Here is a 15,355-nt window from a genome sequence, read left to right as displayed (position 1 = left end):
GTTTGATTCTCCTTAGTCCAACTCACGAATATCAACAAAGTGACCAGCAATCGCCGCAGCCGCAGCCATAGCAGGGCTGACTAGATGGGTGCGACCATCACGACCTTGGCGACCTTCAAAGTTACGGTTTGAAGTTGAAGCGCAGCGCTCATGAGGTCCTAATCGGTCGTTATTCATTGCTAAACACATCGAGCATCCTGGCAGGCGCCATTCAAAACCCGCTTCTTTAAATATAGTATCTAGACCTTCCGCTTCTGCTTGTGCTTTGACTTGCTCTGAGCCAGGAACAATTAACGCTTGTACATGTGACGCGACTTTACGTCCTTTGGCGACAGCCGCAGCAGCACGCATATCTTCAATCCGTGAGTTGGTACAAGAGCCAACAAATACTTTATCAACCGAGTAGTCAGACAGTGACTTACCAGCTTCCAACCCCATGTACGCCAGCGCTTTCTCTGCCGAAGCTTTTTCAACCGGATCAGCGAAACTGGTCGGGGCTGGAATTGGTGCATCTACTGCGATTACTTGTCCTGGGTTAGTACCCCAAGTAACTTGCGGTTTGATATCTGCTGCTTGTAGGGTAACGACTGCATCAAACTCAGCATCATCGTCAGTACGTAGGGTTTGCCAGTATTCAACCGCCGCATCCCAATCGGCACCGGTTGGTGCAAACTTACGACCTTTGATGTATTCAAACGTAGTGTCATCTGGTGCGATAAGACCCGCTTTTGCACCTAACTCGATCGCCATGTTACATACGGTCATACGACCTTCCATGGTTAAGTCGCGGATGGCTTCACCGCAGAACTCAACCACATAGCCAGTACCGCCAGCGGCAGTGGTTTTACCGATTATGGCCAGTACGATGTCTTTGGCCGTGATCCCCGCTGCAACTTTACCTTGTACTTCGATCTTCATGGTTTTTGCACGAGCTTGTTTAAGCGTCTGAGTCGCCAGTACGTGTTCTACTTCTGAGGTACCGATACCAAACGCCAGTGAACCAAAGGCACCATGAGTGGCAGTGTGAGAGTCGCCGCAGACGATCGTCATACCTGGTAGGGTAATACCTAGCTCTGGTCCCATAACATGGACAATGCCCTGGTATTTGTGATTGATATCGTAAAGCGTAACCCCGAACTCTTCACAGTTTTTAGACAGCGTTTCCATCTGGATACGCGCCATTTCCCCTGAAGCATTAATATCTTTGGTTGTGGTTGATACGTTGTGGTCCATAGTGGCGAAGGTCTTGCTTACTTGACGTACTTTACGTCCTTTTTCGCGCAGCCCATCAAACGCTTGTGGTGATGTCACCTCATGGACTAAATGTCGGTCAATATACAAAATCGGGTTTTCACCCTCAGCTGCGACGGCAACGTGCGCGTCGTAGACTTTTTGATATAGCGTTTTACCCATACTCATTTACTTCCGTGTAATTATTATGAATTTAGAATGTAGCTTGCGATCTTATCGCCCATCTCTGAGGTCGATAGTGCTGGATTATTGCCAGCGAGATCAGCGGTCAGTTCACCTGCCGCTAGTGCTTTACTTACTGCCACTTCAATATCTTGCGCCGCCGCTTCTTCACCTAGGCTGTAACGTAGCATCAGTGCCGCTGATAGAATTTGCGCGACTGGGTTAGCGATATTTTTACCGGCGATATCCGGCGCGCTGCCGCCAGCTGGTTCATATAGACCGAACTTGCTTTCGTTTAGAGAGGCTGAAGGAAGCATCCCCATTGAGCCAGTGATCATTGCGCATTCATCGGAAATGATGTCACCGAAGATGTTTGAACATAGCATGACATCGAACTGTGCCGGATCTTTAATCAGCTGCATGGTGGCGTTATCGATGTACATGTGTGAAAGCTCGACATCAGGGTAATCTTTGGCGATCTCTTCCACCACTTCACGCCATAGAATGGAGCTTTGTAGTACGTTGGCTTTGTCTATAGAGCAGACTTTTTTATCGCGTAGACGGGCTGATTCAAAGGCGATCTTCGCAATGCGCTCAATCTCGAAACGGTGGTAAACCTCGGTATCGAAAGCTTTTTCGTTAGCGCCTTCACCTTCACGACCTTTAGGTTGACCAAAATAGATACCACCAGTCAGTTCGCGGACTACAACAATATCAAAACCACGTTCAGAGATGTCAGCACGCAAAGGCGAGAAAGCTTCCAGCCCTGAATGGATTTGTGCTGGGCGAAGGTTACAAAATAGTTGGAAGTGCTTACGCAGAGGTAACAGTGCGCCACGCTCAGGTTGATCGTTGGGTGGCAGGTGTTCCCATTTTGGACCGCCCACAGAACCAAACAGTACTGCATCAGCGGCTTCACAGGCGGCTACAGTGCTTTCTGGCAGTGGCGTACCATGGTTATCAATCGCGATGCCACCGACATCATGCGCATCGCGCTCAAATTGAATCGCATGTTTCTTTTCAATTGCATCAAGCACCTTGTTTGCTTGAGCCATTACTTCTGGTCCAATTCCATCGCCAGCGAGTACCGCGATTTTGTATGTCTTGTCTGTCATGGTCGTCCTTTAACTTTTTTGCGTTGTGCTGCTTTTTTAATTTATTCAAACGCCGCGACAGGCAGCGTTTGGTTGTCATCCTATACAGTGGCGATCTTCTTTTGCTTCATCTGCTCGATTTCATCAGCGCGGTGGATGCTATTAATTACGTGTAGCAATGCTTGTCCTGATGCTTCAACGATGTCGGTCGAGACGCCGGTACCATGGTACTTACGACCTTTATAGTTAGCGATGATGTCAGCTTGACCTAAACCATCTTCACCTTCGCCTTTGGCGGTTAGATCGAACTTATCCAAAACAATGTCGTAGCCCGTCACACGATAAATACATTGGTAAAGAGCATCGACTGGACCATTGCCCACGGCTGCTTCACTCTTCTCTGTATCACCACATTGGATCTTGATGCTGGTTGTCGCCATCACACTACCTGACTGGACGCTTAGGTAGTTTAATTTGTAGAAGTCGTCTTCTTCACGCAGGTTAGAGAAGTGCATTAGCGCTTCTAGGTCGTAGTCGAACACTTGCCCTTTACGGTCGGCTAGTTTCAAGAAATCTGCGTATAACGCATCTAAGTTATATTCGTCTTCTTTATAACCCATTGCATCCATATGGCTTTTCACTGCCGCACGGCCACTACGAGAGGTTAAGTTTAGCGCCTGATTTTTCAGACCAATCGACTCTGGCGTCATGATCTCGTAAGTGTTTTTGTTCTTTAACATGCCGTCTTGGTGGATACCGGAAGAGTGGCTAAATGCATTGGCGCCAACAATGGCTTTATTACTCTGGATCGGCATGTTGCATAGTTGGCTGACCAACTTGCTGGTGCGGTGGATTTCGTCGTGTTTAATTCCGGTATGTACACCAAGTAGCTCTTGGCGAGTTTTAAGGATCATTGCGATCTCTTCTAGCGAGCAGTTACCTGCGCGTTCACCAATACCATTAATGGTGCCTTCAATTTGGCGCGCGCCCGCTTGAACGGCTGCAATTGAGTTTGCAACCGACATACCTAAATCGTCATGACAGTGAACCGAGATGATGGCTTTATCGATATTGGGTACGCGGTTAAATAGCGTTTCGATAATGCCGCCAAATTCATTTGGTACGGTATAGCCTACTGTATCAGGAATGTTGACTGTGCTTGCGCCAGCATTGATTGCGGCTTCCACCATACGACACAGATTGTCGATCGGTGTGCGACCTGCATCTTCACAGGAGAACTCGACATCATCGGTGTATTGGCGCGCATGTTTTACCGCTTTAACGCCCATCTCTACCACATCATCGTAACTGCGGCGTAGCTTATCTTGCACATGAACGGTCGACGTGGAGATAAAGGTGTGAATACGGAAGGCTTCGGCAACTTTTAACGCCTCTGCTGCCGCATCAATATCTTTAGCGACCGCGCGAGATAGTGCGCAAACACGGCTATTTTTGATATTACGGGCAATGGTTTGCACCGATTCAAAATCCCCTGGGGACGATACTGGAAAGCCTGCTTCAATCACGTCTACGCCCAGACGTTCTAAAGCATAAGCAATTTGCAGTTTTTCTTTAACCGTCAAACTGGCTGACAATGCTTGTTCGCCATCACGCAATGTGGTGTCGAAGATAATGACCTGATCGTTCATAGCTGCTTCCTTATACGTCGTTTATCCGCTTGTTACGGGGATTTAAACGTTTACTTCCTGTATTTGAACATAAAAAAACCCGCAATTTGTTGCGGGTTTTGTGTAATTCGTTGTGGTTATTTCTCTTCCACAGCCTACCCGCGCGATTGGTTCACGATCAGGAGGAGGCTTAGCAGGATAGAGAAATGATTTGTCATTGTTAACTACTTCCTAAGAGAGTTAATGAATCCACATATTTAAGTTAATAGAATTAGTACCGTACTCAGCATGATGAGTCAACCGTAAATGGCAAAATTGGTCATTTTTTTTCCACTCCTCCGCGCAGTGCAACATTTCATTGCGATGAATCTACTCCACCTATATTGCTAATTATTTGTTTTATAAATGTATCGCAGCGAAATGGTGGCTTAGGACTAAGTCCGTATTAGTCGTGTCATGGTAATCACCATAAAGCTTCATGGTGTTGTCATTGTTCTCTTTTAGTTTTAAATCAGTGCTATCAGAGAGAGGATTGCGCATGCGTTCAATCGAACCAATTGCCAAATTAGATTTGGCGTTTTCACTTTTTTGTCTGCAAAATCGCTTTAGTTATCCCATTTCCCGCATTAGCCGAGCGGTATCTCATACCGGAGATGGTCACTTATACGTGGTCATTGCGCTCTTAGCTTGGTGGCTTGGTGGAGAGAACGGGCAGCTATTGCTATTGGCGGGGTTGATGGCTTTTAGTCTTGAACTGCCCATTTACTGGTTGAGTAAAAACTTATTTAAGCGTCGTCGACCGCAAGAACTGAGCGCTTTAATCCCATCATTCATTACCCCTTCCGATCGATACAGCTTACCCTCAGGACACACTGCTGCTGCGTTTTTGATGGCAACTCTACTGGGTTGTTTCTATCCAAGCCTGGCTGAACTGACCTTTATTTGGGCGAGTTTAATTGCCGTGTCGCGCATTTTACTTGGTGTTCATTTTTTAACGGATGTACTGCTGGGGGCGGTGCTTGGAGTGAGCTGTGCTAAGGCTGCACTGCAGTGGCTAGGAGTGTAATGAATGAAGATTTTATACGGCGTGCAAGGAACAGGAAATGGTCATATTGCTCGAGCAAGGGCGATGTGTTTGGCACTCAAACAAAGAGGCGTAGAGGTTGATTTTCTTTTTTCCGGTCGACAGGCAGATAAGTATTTTTCGATGCAAGAGTTTGGTGACTATCAAACTCGGCGAGGATTAACCTTTGCGACCGAAAAGGGCAAAGTCAGCTACCTTAAAACGGCACTCAACAACAGTCTTAGCGAGTTCTATCGCGAAGTAAAACAGCTCGATCTGTCTCAATACGATCTTATTCTCAACGATTTTGAGCCAGTATCGGCTTGGGCTGCAAGATGGCAAGGTAAACCCGTGATCAGTATCAGCCACCAGAACGCTTTCCGCTATTCGGTTCCTTTACATGGGGCGAGCTGGTTAGATAAATGTGTGATTCGCTACTTCGCGCCAAGTCAGCGTCATATCGGTTTGCACTGGTATCATTTTGACCAGCCAATCTTACCGCCAATTGTGCACACGACTCGAGAGTCGGTTGAGTCACAGCCTTATGTCTTAGTTTACCTACCTTTTGAAAGCTTGGATGACATCAGTGATTTGTTACTGCGTTTCTCTCGTCAATCCTTTGTTTGTTTTCATCCACAAATTATCGCTGCCAAGCAGATAGATAACATCCTATTTAATCCATTGAGCCTTGAAGGATTCCATCATTATCTCAACCGCTGCTCTGGCATCATCGCCAATGGTGGCTTTGAACTGCCATCAGAAGCACTGACATTAGGCAAAAAACTGTTGCTCAAACCGTTAACCGGGCAGTTTGAGCAACTCTCCAATGTGGCTACGTTAGAGACGCTCGGCTTGGCGACGAGCATGGAATACCTCGATGCGTCGGTTGTACGCGCATGGTTAGATGAAGCGCCAGGTGAGAGTGTCGATTATCCCGACGTTGCCACTGCGCTGGTGGAGTGGTTACTGCGAGGTGAGTGGGATGATACTGCGCAGTTGACTGAGCGATTGTGGGGTAAGGTCGACTTTCCAAGTTATGTTGCCAACGTTTAAGTGAGATAGTGAGCCTTGTGGCGTTGTTACAACTATTTCAAACTGTTACAGAGCTAATTTATTGCCTGAAAACCTCAATTTAGCTTTTTTTATCTTTAACTCAAGGTGCTGATAATAAAGGAGTTAAATTCATTTATACTAAAAAATTATGATTAGTTCTCAATCTATTTGCTTGTAAGTATTTAATTGGTCGATAGTTTCAATCGATAAGTAATTATCACAATAACGAATAACTACTTCTGTTGAATTTAGCCGAGAGTGTGGTTGATTTTTCTTGGCTGCTTAACCGCATAAATAATTGGGATACGATTGATGACTGACACCAAAGACCTAGTAAATCCTCACTTAACCAATCGCATGGAATCTGTGCTTCGTGGCGTAGATCTTAACTTGCTAACTGTGTTCGATGCCGTAATGCAAGAACAAAACATTACTCGTGCTGCGCATAACTTGGGCATGTCACAACCAGCGGTAAGTAATGCGGTAGCACGTTTAAAAGTGATGTTTAGTGACGAACTCTTTATTCGCCAAGGGCGCGGTATTCAGCCAACACAACGAGCAAGACAGCTGTTTGTTCCTATTCGCCAAGCGCTACAATTGATCCGTAATCAGTTGCCTACCGCTGACTTTGCACCAGAAACCTCTGAGCGCCAGTTTAATCTATCGCTATGCAGTCCTTGCGATATGCGTTTTGCACCGAAGATCATGGCGTATTTGCAGCAGGTTGCCCCAGAAGTAAAACTGCATGTTGACGCGCAGTTTGATGAACAGATTGTTGAGCGTATGCGTAACCAATCTTTAGACGCGGTGATCGATTACCGTAGCTACAATGAACAGGGTGTACACAACGTTGAACTGTTTAAAGATGAGTTAGTGGTCGTTGCGAGCCAATCTCACCCACGCGTGCAGCAAACTATCTCAGCACAAGCATTACTAAATGAACGTCATGCTAAGCTTTCGCAAGGACATGGTCAGCAGAGTATTTCTGAGCAAGCGTACCAAGGGGTTGATGTGGTTGCTTACTATGAAGGCGCGAGTTTAAGTAACTTACTGTATGTGGTTGGTCAGTCAGAATTAGTCGCGATTGCACCGCGTTGGATGGTTGAAAACGCAGCCAATAAAGAGCAACTGCAGATCTTAGCAACGCCTTTTGCTAACAAGACGATTAGCGGTTACCTAAGTTGGCATGAATCGAATGAAAAAGACCAAGGACATATTTGGTTACGAGATCGCTTAGCGGAAGTTTGCCGTGACGCTGAGTAATGGCGTTTTACGATACAAATTATTGAAATTTAATTGGTTATTCACTAAGCAATTCTTTGCCATTGGTTAAGATAGCCTTTGAAACAGTACATAAAAGCCTCGAACGCGTTCTCGCTTCGGGGCTTTTTTATATAAGTTTGATACGTGTCAGTTGCCTTTTTTTGCTTGAAATGTACACTGTGCGCGCAAAAAGCTTACAGGTGTAAGCTTAAAGGTAGAAAAGATGGCCAATTTAGATTTTCACATCGTTAAACGAATTCGCGAACAAATTGCTAAAGGCAAAGAGCGCACGGCGCTTAAGCACAAAGTTGATGGCTCATGGCAAAGCATCAGCTGGGCGCAATTTGGTCAGCAAGTGGATGCAATGTCACTTGCGCTATTGGCTCAAGGATTGAGAGTTCAAGACAAGATAGGGATCTTCTCTAATAACATGCCGCAGTGGACTATCGCTGATTTTGCTGCGATGCAGTTGCGTGGTGTTATCGTACCAATTTATCCAACCAACACGGCGGATCAGTCTGCATATATTTTGCAAAATGCGGATGTAAAAGTGCTGTTTGTTGGTGAGCAAGCTCAATTTGACGCTGCGGTTTCTATTTTTGAACAATGTGAACAACTGGAATTGGTTGTCGCGATGTCGGAAGGCATTGATATTGCGGAGCATGAATTTGCCATTACATGGAATGAGTTCATTGCGAAAGGCGATCAATCACATCAAGCTGAGCTTGATGAACGCTTAGAGCAGGCGCGCCTTGACGATCTTTTGACCCTAATTTATACCTCGGGTACAACTGGTCAACCGAAAGGTGTAATGCTGGATTACGCAAACATTGCCGCTCAGTTGCAAGGGCATGATGAAAGATTGAGTCTTTCTCAAGAAGACGTATCACTATGTTTCCTTCCGCTGTCACATGTATTTGAGCGTGCGTGGTCTTTCTACGTACTCTACAAAGGTGCAACGAACTGCTACCTGCAAGATACGATGCAAGTGCGTGATGCGTTAAGTGAAGTTCGCCCAACCGTAATGAGTGCGGTACCGCGTTTCTATGAGAAAATCTTCTCTGCGATCCACGAGAAAGTAGCTAAAGCGCCATTTATTCGCAAAGTGATGTTCACTTGGGCGGTCAATATGGGCGCTAAAATGGCAGTTTGTCATCAAGAAGGACGTAAGCCTTCATTGATGTTGAAGAAGTCTCACAAGCTGGCTGATAAATTGGTACTGTCTAAACTGCGTGCATTGCTGGGTGGACGTATTAACTTTATGCCGTGTGGTGGTGCAAAGCTGGATGAGACCATTGGTCGCTTTTTCCATGCGATTGGCATTAACGTGAAACTTGGCTATGGCATGACAGAGACCACGGCAACGGTGTCATGCTGGGATGACAAATGCTTCAACCCGGACTCAATTGGTATGTCTATGCCAGGTGCGCAAGTTAAGATCGGTGAGAATAACGAGATCTTGGTGCGTGGTCCGATGGTGATGCGTGGTTACTACAAGATGCCAAAAGAGACCGCGGAAACATTTGATGAACATGGTTTCTTGAAAACAGGCGATGCAGGTCATATCGATGAAAACGGTAACCTGTTCATTACTGACCGTATTAAAGAGTTGATGAAAACGTCAAACGGTAAGTACATTGCCCCTCAAGTCGTTGAAGGTGCGATTGGTAAAGACCACTTCATTGAGCAGATTGCCGTAATCGCGGATACACGTAAATTCGTGTCGGCGCTGATTGTGCCATGTTTTGATAGCTTGGAAGAGTACGCGAAAGAGCTAAACATCAAATACCATGACCGCGTTGAGCTGATTAAGCACAACCAAATCATCGAGATGTTGGAAAAACGTGTGAATGATCTCCAGCAAGAGTTGGCTAAGTTTGAGCAGGTGAAGAAGTTTAAACTGCTACCAAAAGCCTTTTCTATGGATGAAGGTGAGTTAACGCCGACACAAAAGCTGCGTCGTAAAGTTATTCACGATAAATATCACAATGAAATCGAAGAGATGTACAACGATAAGCACTCTGACAAGTAGATATTGATCGAGCGATTGAATATGAGAGATCCCCAGTTTTACTGGGGATTTTTTTTACGTGTCATTTATGGTGAATAAAAATTATCCACCTTTTTTTGTCTGTTTGACATCATTTGATGCTGGAGCATTACTTTGCTCATGGTGGTTGAGCTAAGAAGTGTCCTTTTTATAGCATTGTGTAGATTATGCGATAAAAGTCGCAATAGATTCCTTGAAAATAAAACGTTACATTTGTTGCCGTATCTTGTGTTTTGTTATGACTGAGCACAAGGCATAGAGAAGAAGTGGAAGTTTTTCTAATAGGCTAAAAGTAAGCCCTAGACTATGTGACAACTACCCAACCTATTGACCCAATGGGCTGGCGTAGAGAAGGAGAATAATATGGCAGCAATGTTGTCCGGTAACGAGATGGTAGTGCAATCTCTTATCGAAGAAGGCGTTGAACAAATTTTCGGTTATCCAGGCGGTTCTGTTTTGGATATCTATGATGCTCTTCATGCTAAAACCGACCAAATCAAACATGTCTTAGTTCGCCATGAGCAAGCCGCTACGCATATGGCAGATGGTTATGCGCGCGCTACGGGAAAACCGGGTGTGGTCTTGGTCTGTTCAGGTCCTGGTGCAACCAATACCATTACCGGTATCGCAACGGCATACATGGACTCGATCCCAATGATTGTCATTTCTGGTAACGTACCAAACAATCTGATTGGTAATGATGCGTTCCAAGAGTGTGATATTGTCGGTGTCTCTCGCCCAGTGGTAAAACACAGCTTTTTAGTAAAGAAAGCAGAAGACATTCCTGAAACGGTTAAAAAAGCCTTTTATATTGCTACCACAGGTCGTCCTGGTCCGGTTTTAATCGACCTGCCTAAAGACGTCATTAATCCGCAGTTTAAATTCCCTTATGAGTATCCAGCATCAGTCTCGATGCGCTCATACAAACCAACCACTACCGGTCACAAAGGTCAGATTAAAAAAGCACTTAAAGCGCTATTAGAAGCGAACAAGCCGGTACTTTATGTTGGTGGCGGCGCGGTGATCTCACAAGCGGATGCTCCGCTGTTGAAACTCGCGGAAACGCTGAACCTTCCGGTTGTCAGTACGCTAATGGGCTTGGGGGCATTCCCTGGAACGCATAAAAACTCGCTGGGGATGTTAGGTATGCATGGTACCTATGAAGCGAATATGGCGATGCATGATGCCGATCTTATTTTTGGTATTGGGGTGCGTTTTGATGACCGTACTACCAATAACCTAGAAAAGTACTGTCCGAACGCACGGGTGATGCACATTGATATCGATCCTTCGTCGATCTCGAAGAACGTCAAAGCGGATCTGCCAATTGTTGGCTCTGCCGACAAAGTACTCGAAGCGATGGTGAACTTGCTGGTGGAACAAGGTGGCAGCAATGATGAGCACGCGCTGAACTGCTGGTGGGATGAGATTCAAACTTGGCGTGATAAAGAGTGCCTGAGTTATGAAACATCCCCAGAGCGCATCAAGCCACAGCAAGTGATTGAAACTCTGCATAAGCTGACTAATGGTGATGCTTATGTTGCCTCGGATGTCGGTCAGCACCAGATGTTTGCTGCGCTTTACTACCCGTTCAATAAGCCACGTCGTTGGATTAACTCTGGTGGTCTCGGCACCATGGGCTTTGGTTTACCTGCGGGCATGGGGGTTAAGTTCGCCAAGCCTGATGAGGAAGTGGTAGTAGTGACGGGTGATGGCAGTATTCAAATGAATATTCAGGAGCTATCGACTGCCATGCAGTACGATATCCCAGTGAAAATTATCAACTTAAACAACCGCTTCCTAGGTATGGTGAAACAGTGGCAAGACATTATTTATCAAGGTCGCCATTCTAACTCTTACATGAGTTCAGTGCCTGATTTTGCCGCTATTGCTGAAGCGTATGGTCATGTAGGTATTCGTATCGAAACACCGGATCAACTTGAGTCTGGCTTAAAGCAAGCTCTTGAGATGAAAGATCGCTTGGTGTTTGTCGATATTAACGTCGATGAAACAGAGCATGTATACCCAATGCAAATTAAAGGCGAGGGTATGGATAAGATGTGGCTAAGCAAGACGGAGCGTACCTAACATGAGACATATCATTTCACTACTATTAGAAAACCAACCTGGTGCTTTGTCTCGTGTGGTTGGCTTGTTTTCACAACGTGGTTATAACATTGAATCGTTGACGGTTTCTCCAACTGATGATGAGACCTTATCGCGTTTGAATATTACCACCATCTCTGATGATCTAGAGCTAGAGCAGATCCAAAAGCAGCTGCATAAGTTGATTGATGTACTCAAAGTGCAAGAAGTGACAGAGCTTGAGCATATCGAGCGTGAACTTTTGATGGTGAAAGTGAAGGCGAGTGGTTTTGCTCGTGCAGAAGTGAAGCGCACTGCGGATATTTTCCGTGGTCAGATTGTTGATGTGACGGCTGCGCAATACACAGTGCAACTTACCGGTACGAGCGAAAAGCTTGATGCCTTTATTCAGGCGCTCTCGGAAGTGACTGAAGTGATTGAGGTTGCCCGTAGTGGTGTGGTTGGTATTGCTCGTGGTGAGCGAGCACTGAAACCGTAGTAACTCAATTCAACTCTCTGAAATTAAAGCGCTAAGTAATAATAAAAAACCACCGCACTAGGCGGTGGTTTTGTGTTTTAAAGCGTTTAGATGCAATTAGTGCAGAATACGTGCGCGAATTGTGCCTTCGATTCCTTTCAGCTTCTCTAAGGCTTCTTGTGAGCGCTCTGTTTCAACGTCAATAACCACATAACCAATGTCAGCCGCTGTTTGCAGGTATTGACCAGCAATGTTAATGCCCTCTTCAGCGAAGATAGTGTTAATTTGCGTCAAGATACCTGGGCGGTTTTGGTGAATGTGCAGTAGACGTGAACAGTCGCGGTGCTCAGGCAGTGCCACTTCTGGGAAGTTAACACTTGATAACGTTGAACCATTATCAGAGTACTTCGCGAGTTTGCCTGCCACTTCGACACCGATATTCTCTTGCGCTTCTTGAGTCGAACCGCCAACGTGTGGTGTGAGGATCACGTTGTCGTATTTTTGTAGTGGTGACTCAAATGGGTCCGCATTGGTTTTTGGTTCGGTTGGGAACACATCGATCGCGGCACCAGAAATATGACCCGCTTCAAGAGAGTGACATAGTGCTTCAATATCAACCACTGTACCGCGAGCGGCATTGATAAAGATTGCGCCTGGTTTCATGCGGGCAAACTCGTCAGCCCCCATCATGTTCTTGGTTTCCGGTGTTTCCGGTACGTGTAGTGAGATCACATCACACTTGTTCAGTAGTTCGCTCATTGTGGCGACTTGAGTAGCGTTACCCAGCGATAGTTTATTTTCGATGTCGTAGTAGTAAACGCGCATACCTAAGTTCTCGGCGATAATGCCAAGCTGAGTACCAATGTGACCGTAACCAATAATCCCTAGACGTTTGCCACGAGCTTCGTAAGAGTTATCGGCGCTTTTTTTCCAAATACCGCGATGAGCCAGTGCATTTTTCTCTGGGATACCACGTAGCAGCAGTAGGATTTGTCCAAGTACCAGTTCCGCGACACTGCGCGTATTAGAGAATGGGGCATTGAATACAGGAATACCGCGGACCGCCGCAGCATTAAGGTCAACTTGGTTGGTACCAATACAGAAACAGCCGATCGCCACTAATTTTTCTGCGGCATCAATCACTTGCTGAGATAGGTTGGTGCGTGAACGAATACCAATAAAGTGCGCATCTTTTACCGCTTCTAATAGTTCATCTTCTGCGAGTGAACCTTTGTGGTATTCAATATTGGTGTAACCTGCTGCTTGTAGAACTTCGACTGAAGATGGGTGCAGACCCTCTAAGAGCAGTATTTTAATTTTATCTTTTTCCAGTGAAACTTTGGCCATTATCTTCGTCCTTAAAATGGGGGAAAGGGGGCTTAACTGGCGCACATTGCATCAAAGAGATAAAAACAGACCATTCATTAACCTCTTATAAGGAGCGCAAACGTTTTCCTTGTGCGTCTTCTGCTCATTAAGTTAACAAAAAAATTTGGCTTTGGGTAAGAAAATTACGGAATAATGAATAATTTTTAGGCAAGAAAAATACAAAAGCGACCCAAATAAGGGTCGCTTGTAATGAAATAACAGAAACTCGAGTTAGTGATTGTGCGATAAGTGATGCACTATTGGCGTCCAATCGATATCACTGACTTTGACTATTATTCTTCGATTTTTGCACCGTTTGGAGTACCTGTGATTACCACATCCGCGCTGCGAGCTGCGAATAGACCAACAGTCACTACGCCAGGGATAGCGTTGATAGCACGTTCCATCTCTTTAGGATTGACGATCTGCATGTTGTGCACATCTAAGATCACGTTGCCGTTGTCAGTGATAACCCCTTCACGGTAAGCCGGATCACCACCCAGTTTTACAAGTTCACGCGCGACGTATGAACGTGCCATCGGAATAACTTCAACTGGAAGTGGGAATTGACCAAGGATATCAACCGCTTTCGTGTCGTCGACGATACAGATGAATTTTTCTGAAATTGCTGCCACGATCTTTTCACGTGTTAGTGCAGCACCGCCACCTTTGATCATATCGCGATGAGCATTGATTTCATCTGCGCCATCAACGTAGATATCGAGTTTGATTACGTCATTGCAATCAAACACTTCAATGCCTAGATCTTTTAGGCGTTGCGTTGATGCTTCTGAGCTTGATACCGCACCTTTGATGTCATCTTTAATTGAACCTAGTGCATCGATGAAGTGATTTACTGTCGAGCCAGTACCTACGCCTACAATACTGTCTTTCTCTACATACTTAAGCGCAGCCCAACCTGCTTCTTTTTTCATCTCATCTTGAGTCATGCTCATCTCCTAACTGGATGGATAGTTAACGTTTGCGCGGCGGATTATATACCCTCAGAGATGACTTTCCCAATGCCAAACTCTGCTTGGTGTCACTATTTTTGGTAGTGGTACATCCCAAGACTCAATGGGTAAACGACTGACATGCTGGCAGTCGTGCGCTAAGCCAATCGGTTTGGCGCCTTGTCCATGCTTAAACCACGCTTCCAAAGTTCGATCGTAATAGCCACCCCCCATGCCAAGACGATGTCCGGTCGAGTCGAAGGCAACCAATGGCGTACAAATCAGGTCGAGTTTGGTGAGTGGTTGAATCAGCGGTTGTTTGAGTTTCGGTTCAAGAATGCGGTATTGATTCAATACCATTTCAGTATCAGCTTGGTAATGGAGGAAAAGTAGGTGACCTTTAGAGAAAGGGTGAATCACGGGTAGATAAACTTGCTTGCCTTGTTGCCATAACCATTCAATCAGTGGCTGAGTATCCACTTCGCCATCGGCACTGAGATAGAGGGCGATATGGTGTGCATTGGTTAATTCTGGCAGAGTAGCAAACTGTTCGACCAGCTCAAGTCCAGATTGATATTGAAATTGTGGTGAGAGTTGTCGTCTGAGTTGGCGAATTTGCTGACGAAATTCTTGTCGTGAAAGATTCATGCAGATACCCAAGTTAGAAAGGGTATCGAAGGATACCCCAGAGTGCCGTTGGAGATTTAGACCCTTGAACCAGCTGGTTCAAGGCGGATCAGCAATGATGACCGTAGGCTTCTCGGTACATGCCGAGCTTGCTCAATAGCCTTCAAGTACTAACCCTTAAGGATTGCTTATCGGCTCAGGGACATAATCCCACTAACGTACACTCCAGGGTAAATCTGGATCTTGATTGTATCGCACTGAGTAAGTTTAGTCAGTAACT

Annotated in this window: 12 protein-coding genes and 1 other RNA gene; 6 read left to right on the top strand and 7 right to left on the bottom strand. The window is 45.6% G+C overall.

Going from position 1 to position 15,355, the window contains the following annotated elements:
- Positions 1–12: 12 nt before the first annotated feature.
- The 3 genes from leuC to leuA form a co-directional block, all read right to left on the bottom strand.
- Positions 13–1,413, bottom strand: a complete 1,401-nt coding sequence (leuC, locus tag GZN30_RS10700) for a 3-isopropylmalate dehydratase large subunit (RefSeq protein WP_075649701.1) — start codon at positions 1,411–1,413, stop codon at positions 13–15.
- A gap of 23 nt (positions 1,414–1,436) precedes the next feature.
- Positions 1,437–2,528: a 3-isopropylmalate dehydrogenase gene (leuB, locus tag GZN30_RS10695; protein WP_075649664.1), complete on the bottom strand. Its 1,092-nt coding sequence runs from the start codon at positions 2,526–2,528 to the stop codon at positions 1,437–1,439.
- 80 nt (positions 2,529–2,608) lie between these two features.
- Positions 2,609–4,156: a 2-isopropylmalate synthase gene (leuA, locus tag GZN30_RS10690; RefSeq protein ID WP_075649665.1), complete on the bottom strand. Its 1,548-nt coding sequence runs from the start codon at positions 4,154–4,156 to the stop codon at positions 2,609–2,611.
- 517 nt (positions 4,157–4,673) lie between these two features.
- Between leuA and GZN30_RS10685 the strand changes: the two genes are divergently transcribed.
- From GZN30_RS10685 to ilvN, 6 genes are all read left to right on the top strand, one after another.
- Positions 4,674–5,201: a phosphatase PAP2 family protein gene (locus GZN30_RS10685; protein WP_075649666.1), complete on the top strand. Its 528-nt coding sequence runs from the start codon at positions 4,674–4,676 to the stop codon at positions 5,199–5,201.
- Between the two features lie 3 nt (positions 5,202–5,204).
- Complete coding sequence (locus GZN30_RS10680) at positions 5,205–6,251, top strand: MJ1255/VC2487 family glycosyltransferase (RefSeq protein WP_075649667.1); 1,047 nt, start codon at positions 5,205–5,207, stop codon at positions 6,249–6,251.
- 312 nt (positions 6,252–6,563) lie between these two features.
- Positions 6,564–7,514, top strand: a complete 951-nt coding sequence (leuO, locus tag GZN30_RS10675) for a transcriptional regulator LeuO (RefSeq protein WP_075649668.1) — start codon at positions 6,564–6,566, stop codon at positions 7,512–7,514.
- Between the two features lie 223 nt (positions 7,515–7,737).
- Positions 7,738–9,546, top strand: a complete 1,809-nt coding sequence (locus GZN30_RS10670) for an AMP-dependent synthetase/ligase (RefSeq protein ID WP_075649669.1) — start codon at positions 7,738–7,740, stop codon at positions 9,544–9,546.
- 381 nt (positions 9,547–9,927) lie between these two features.
- Positions 9,928–11,652 carry an acetolactate synthase 3 large subunit gene (locus GZN30_RS10665; protein ID WP_075649670.1) on the top strand — a complete coding sequence of 575 codons (1,725 nt, stop codon included), beginning with the start codon at positions 9,928–9,930 and terminating at the stop codon, positions 11,650–11,652.
- Position 11,653: 1 nt separating this feature from the next.
- Complete coding sequence (gene ilvN / locus GZN30_RS10660) at positions 11,654–12,148, top strand: acetolactate synthase small subunit (RefSeq protein ID WP_075649671.1); 495 nt, start codon at positions 11,654–11,656, stop codon at positions 12,146–12,148.
- Between the two features lie 96 nt (positions 12,149–12,244).
- Here ilvN and serA read toward each other — a convergent pair whose 3' ends face one another.
- The 4 genes from serA to ssrS all read right to left on the bottom strand — a co-directional run bounded on the left by serA (position 12,245) and on the right by ssrS (position 15,310).
- Positions 12,245–13,474 carry a phosphoglycerate dehydrogenase gene (gene serA / locus GZN30_RS10655; protein WP_075649672.1) on the bottom strand — a complete coding sequence of 410 codons (1,230 nt, stop codon included), beginning with the start codon at positions 13,472–13,474 and terminating at the stop codon, positions 12,245–12,247.
- Positions 13,475–13,788: 314 nt separating this feature from the next.
- Positions 13,789–14,445, bottom strand: a complete 657-nt coding sequence (gene rpiA, locus GZN30_RS10650; RefSeq protein ID WP_075649673.1) for a ribose-5-phosphate isomerase RpiA — start codon at positions 14,443–14,445, stop codon at positions 13,789–13,791.
- Positions 14,446–14,499: 54 nt separating this feature from the next.
- Positions 14,500–15,096 (bottom strand): 5-formyltetrahydrofolate cyclo-ligase, encoded by a 597-nt coding sequence (locus GZN30_RS10645; protein WP_075649674.1) that lies wholly within the window; start codon positions 15,094–15,096, stop codon positions 14,500–14,502.
- A 30-nt stretch (positions 15,097–15,126) separates the two neighbouring features.
- Positions 15,127–15,310, bottom strand: a non-coding RNA gene (ssrS, locus tag GZN30_RS10640) — 6S RNA.
- Positions 15,311–15,355 lie beyond the last annotated feature (45 nt).

Source organism: Vibrio ponticus, from assembly GCF_009938225.1.
In the GTDB taxonomy this organism is placed as follows: Bacteria; Pseudomonadota; Gammaproteobacteria; order Enterobacterales; family Vibrionaceae; genus Vibrio; species Vibrio ponticus.
This window is presented reverse-complemented; position numbering and strand designations above follow the sequence as displayed.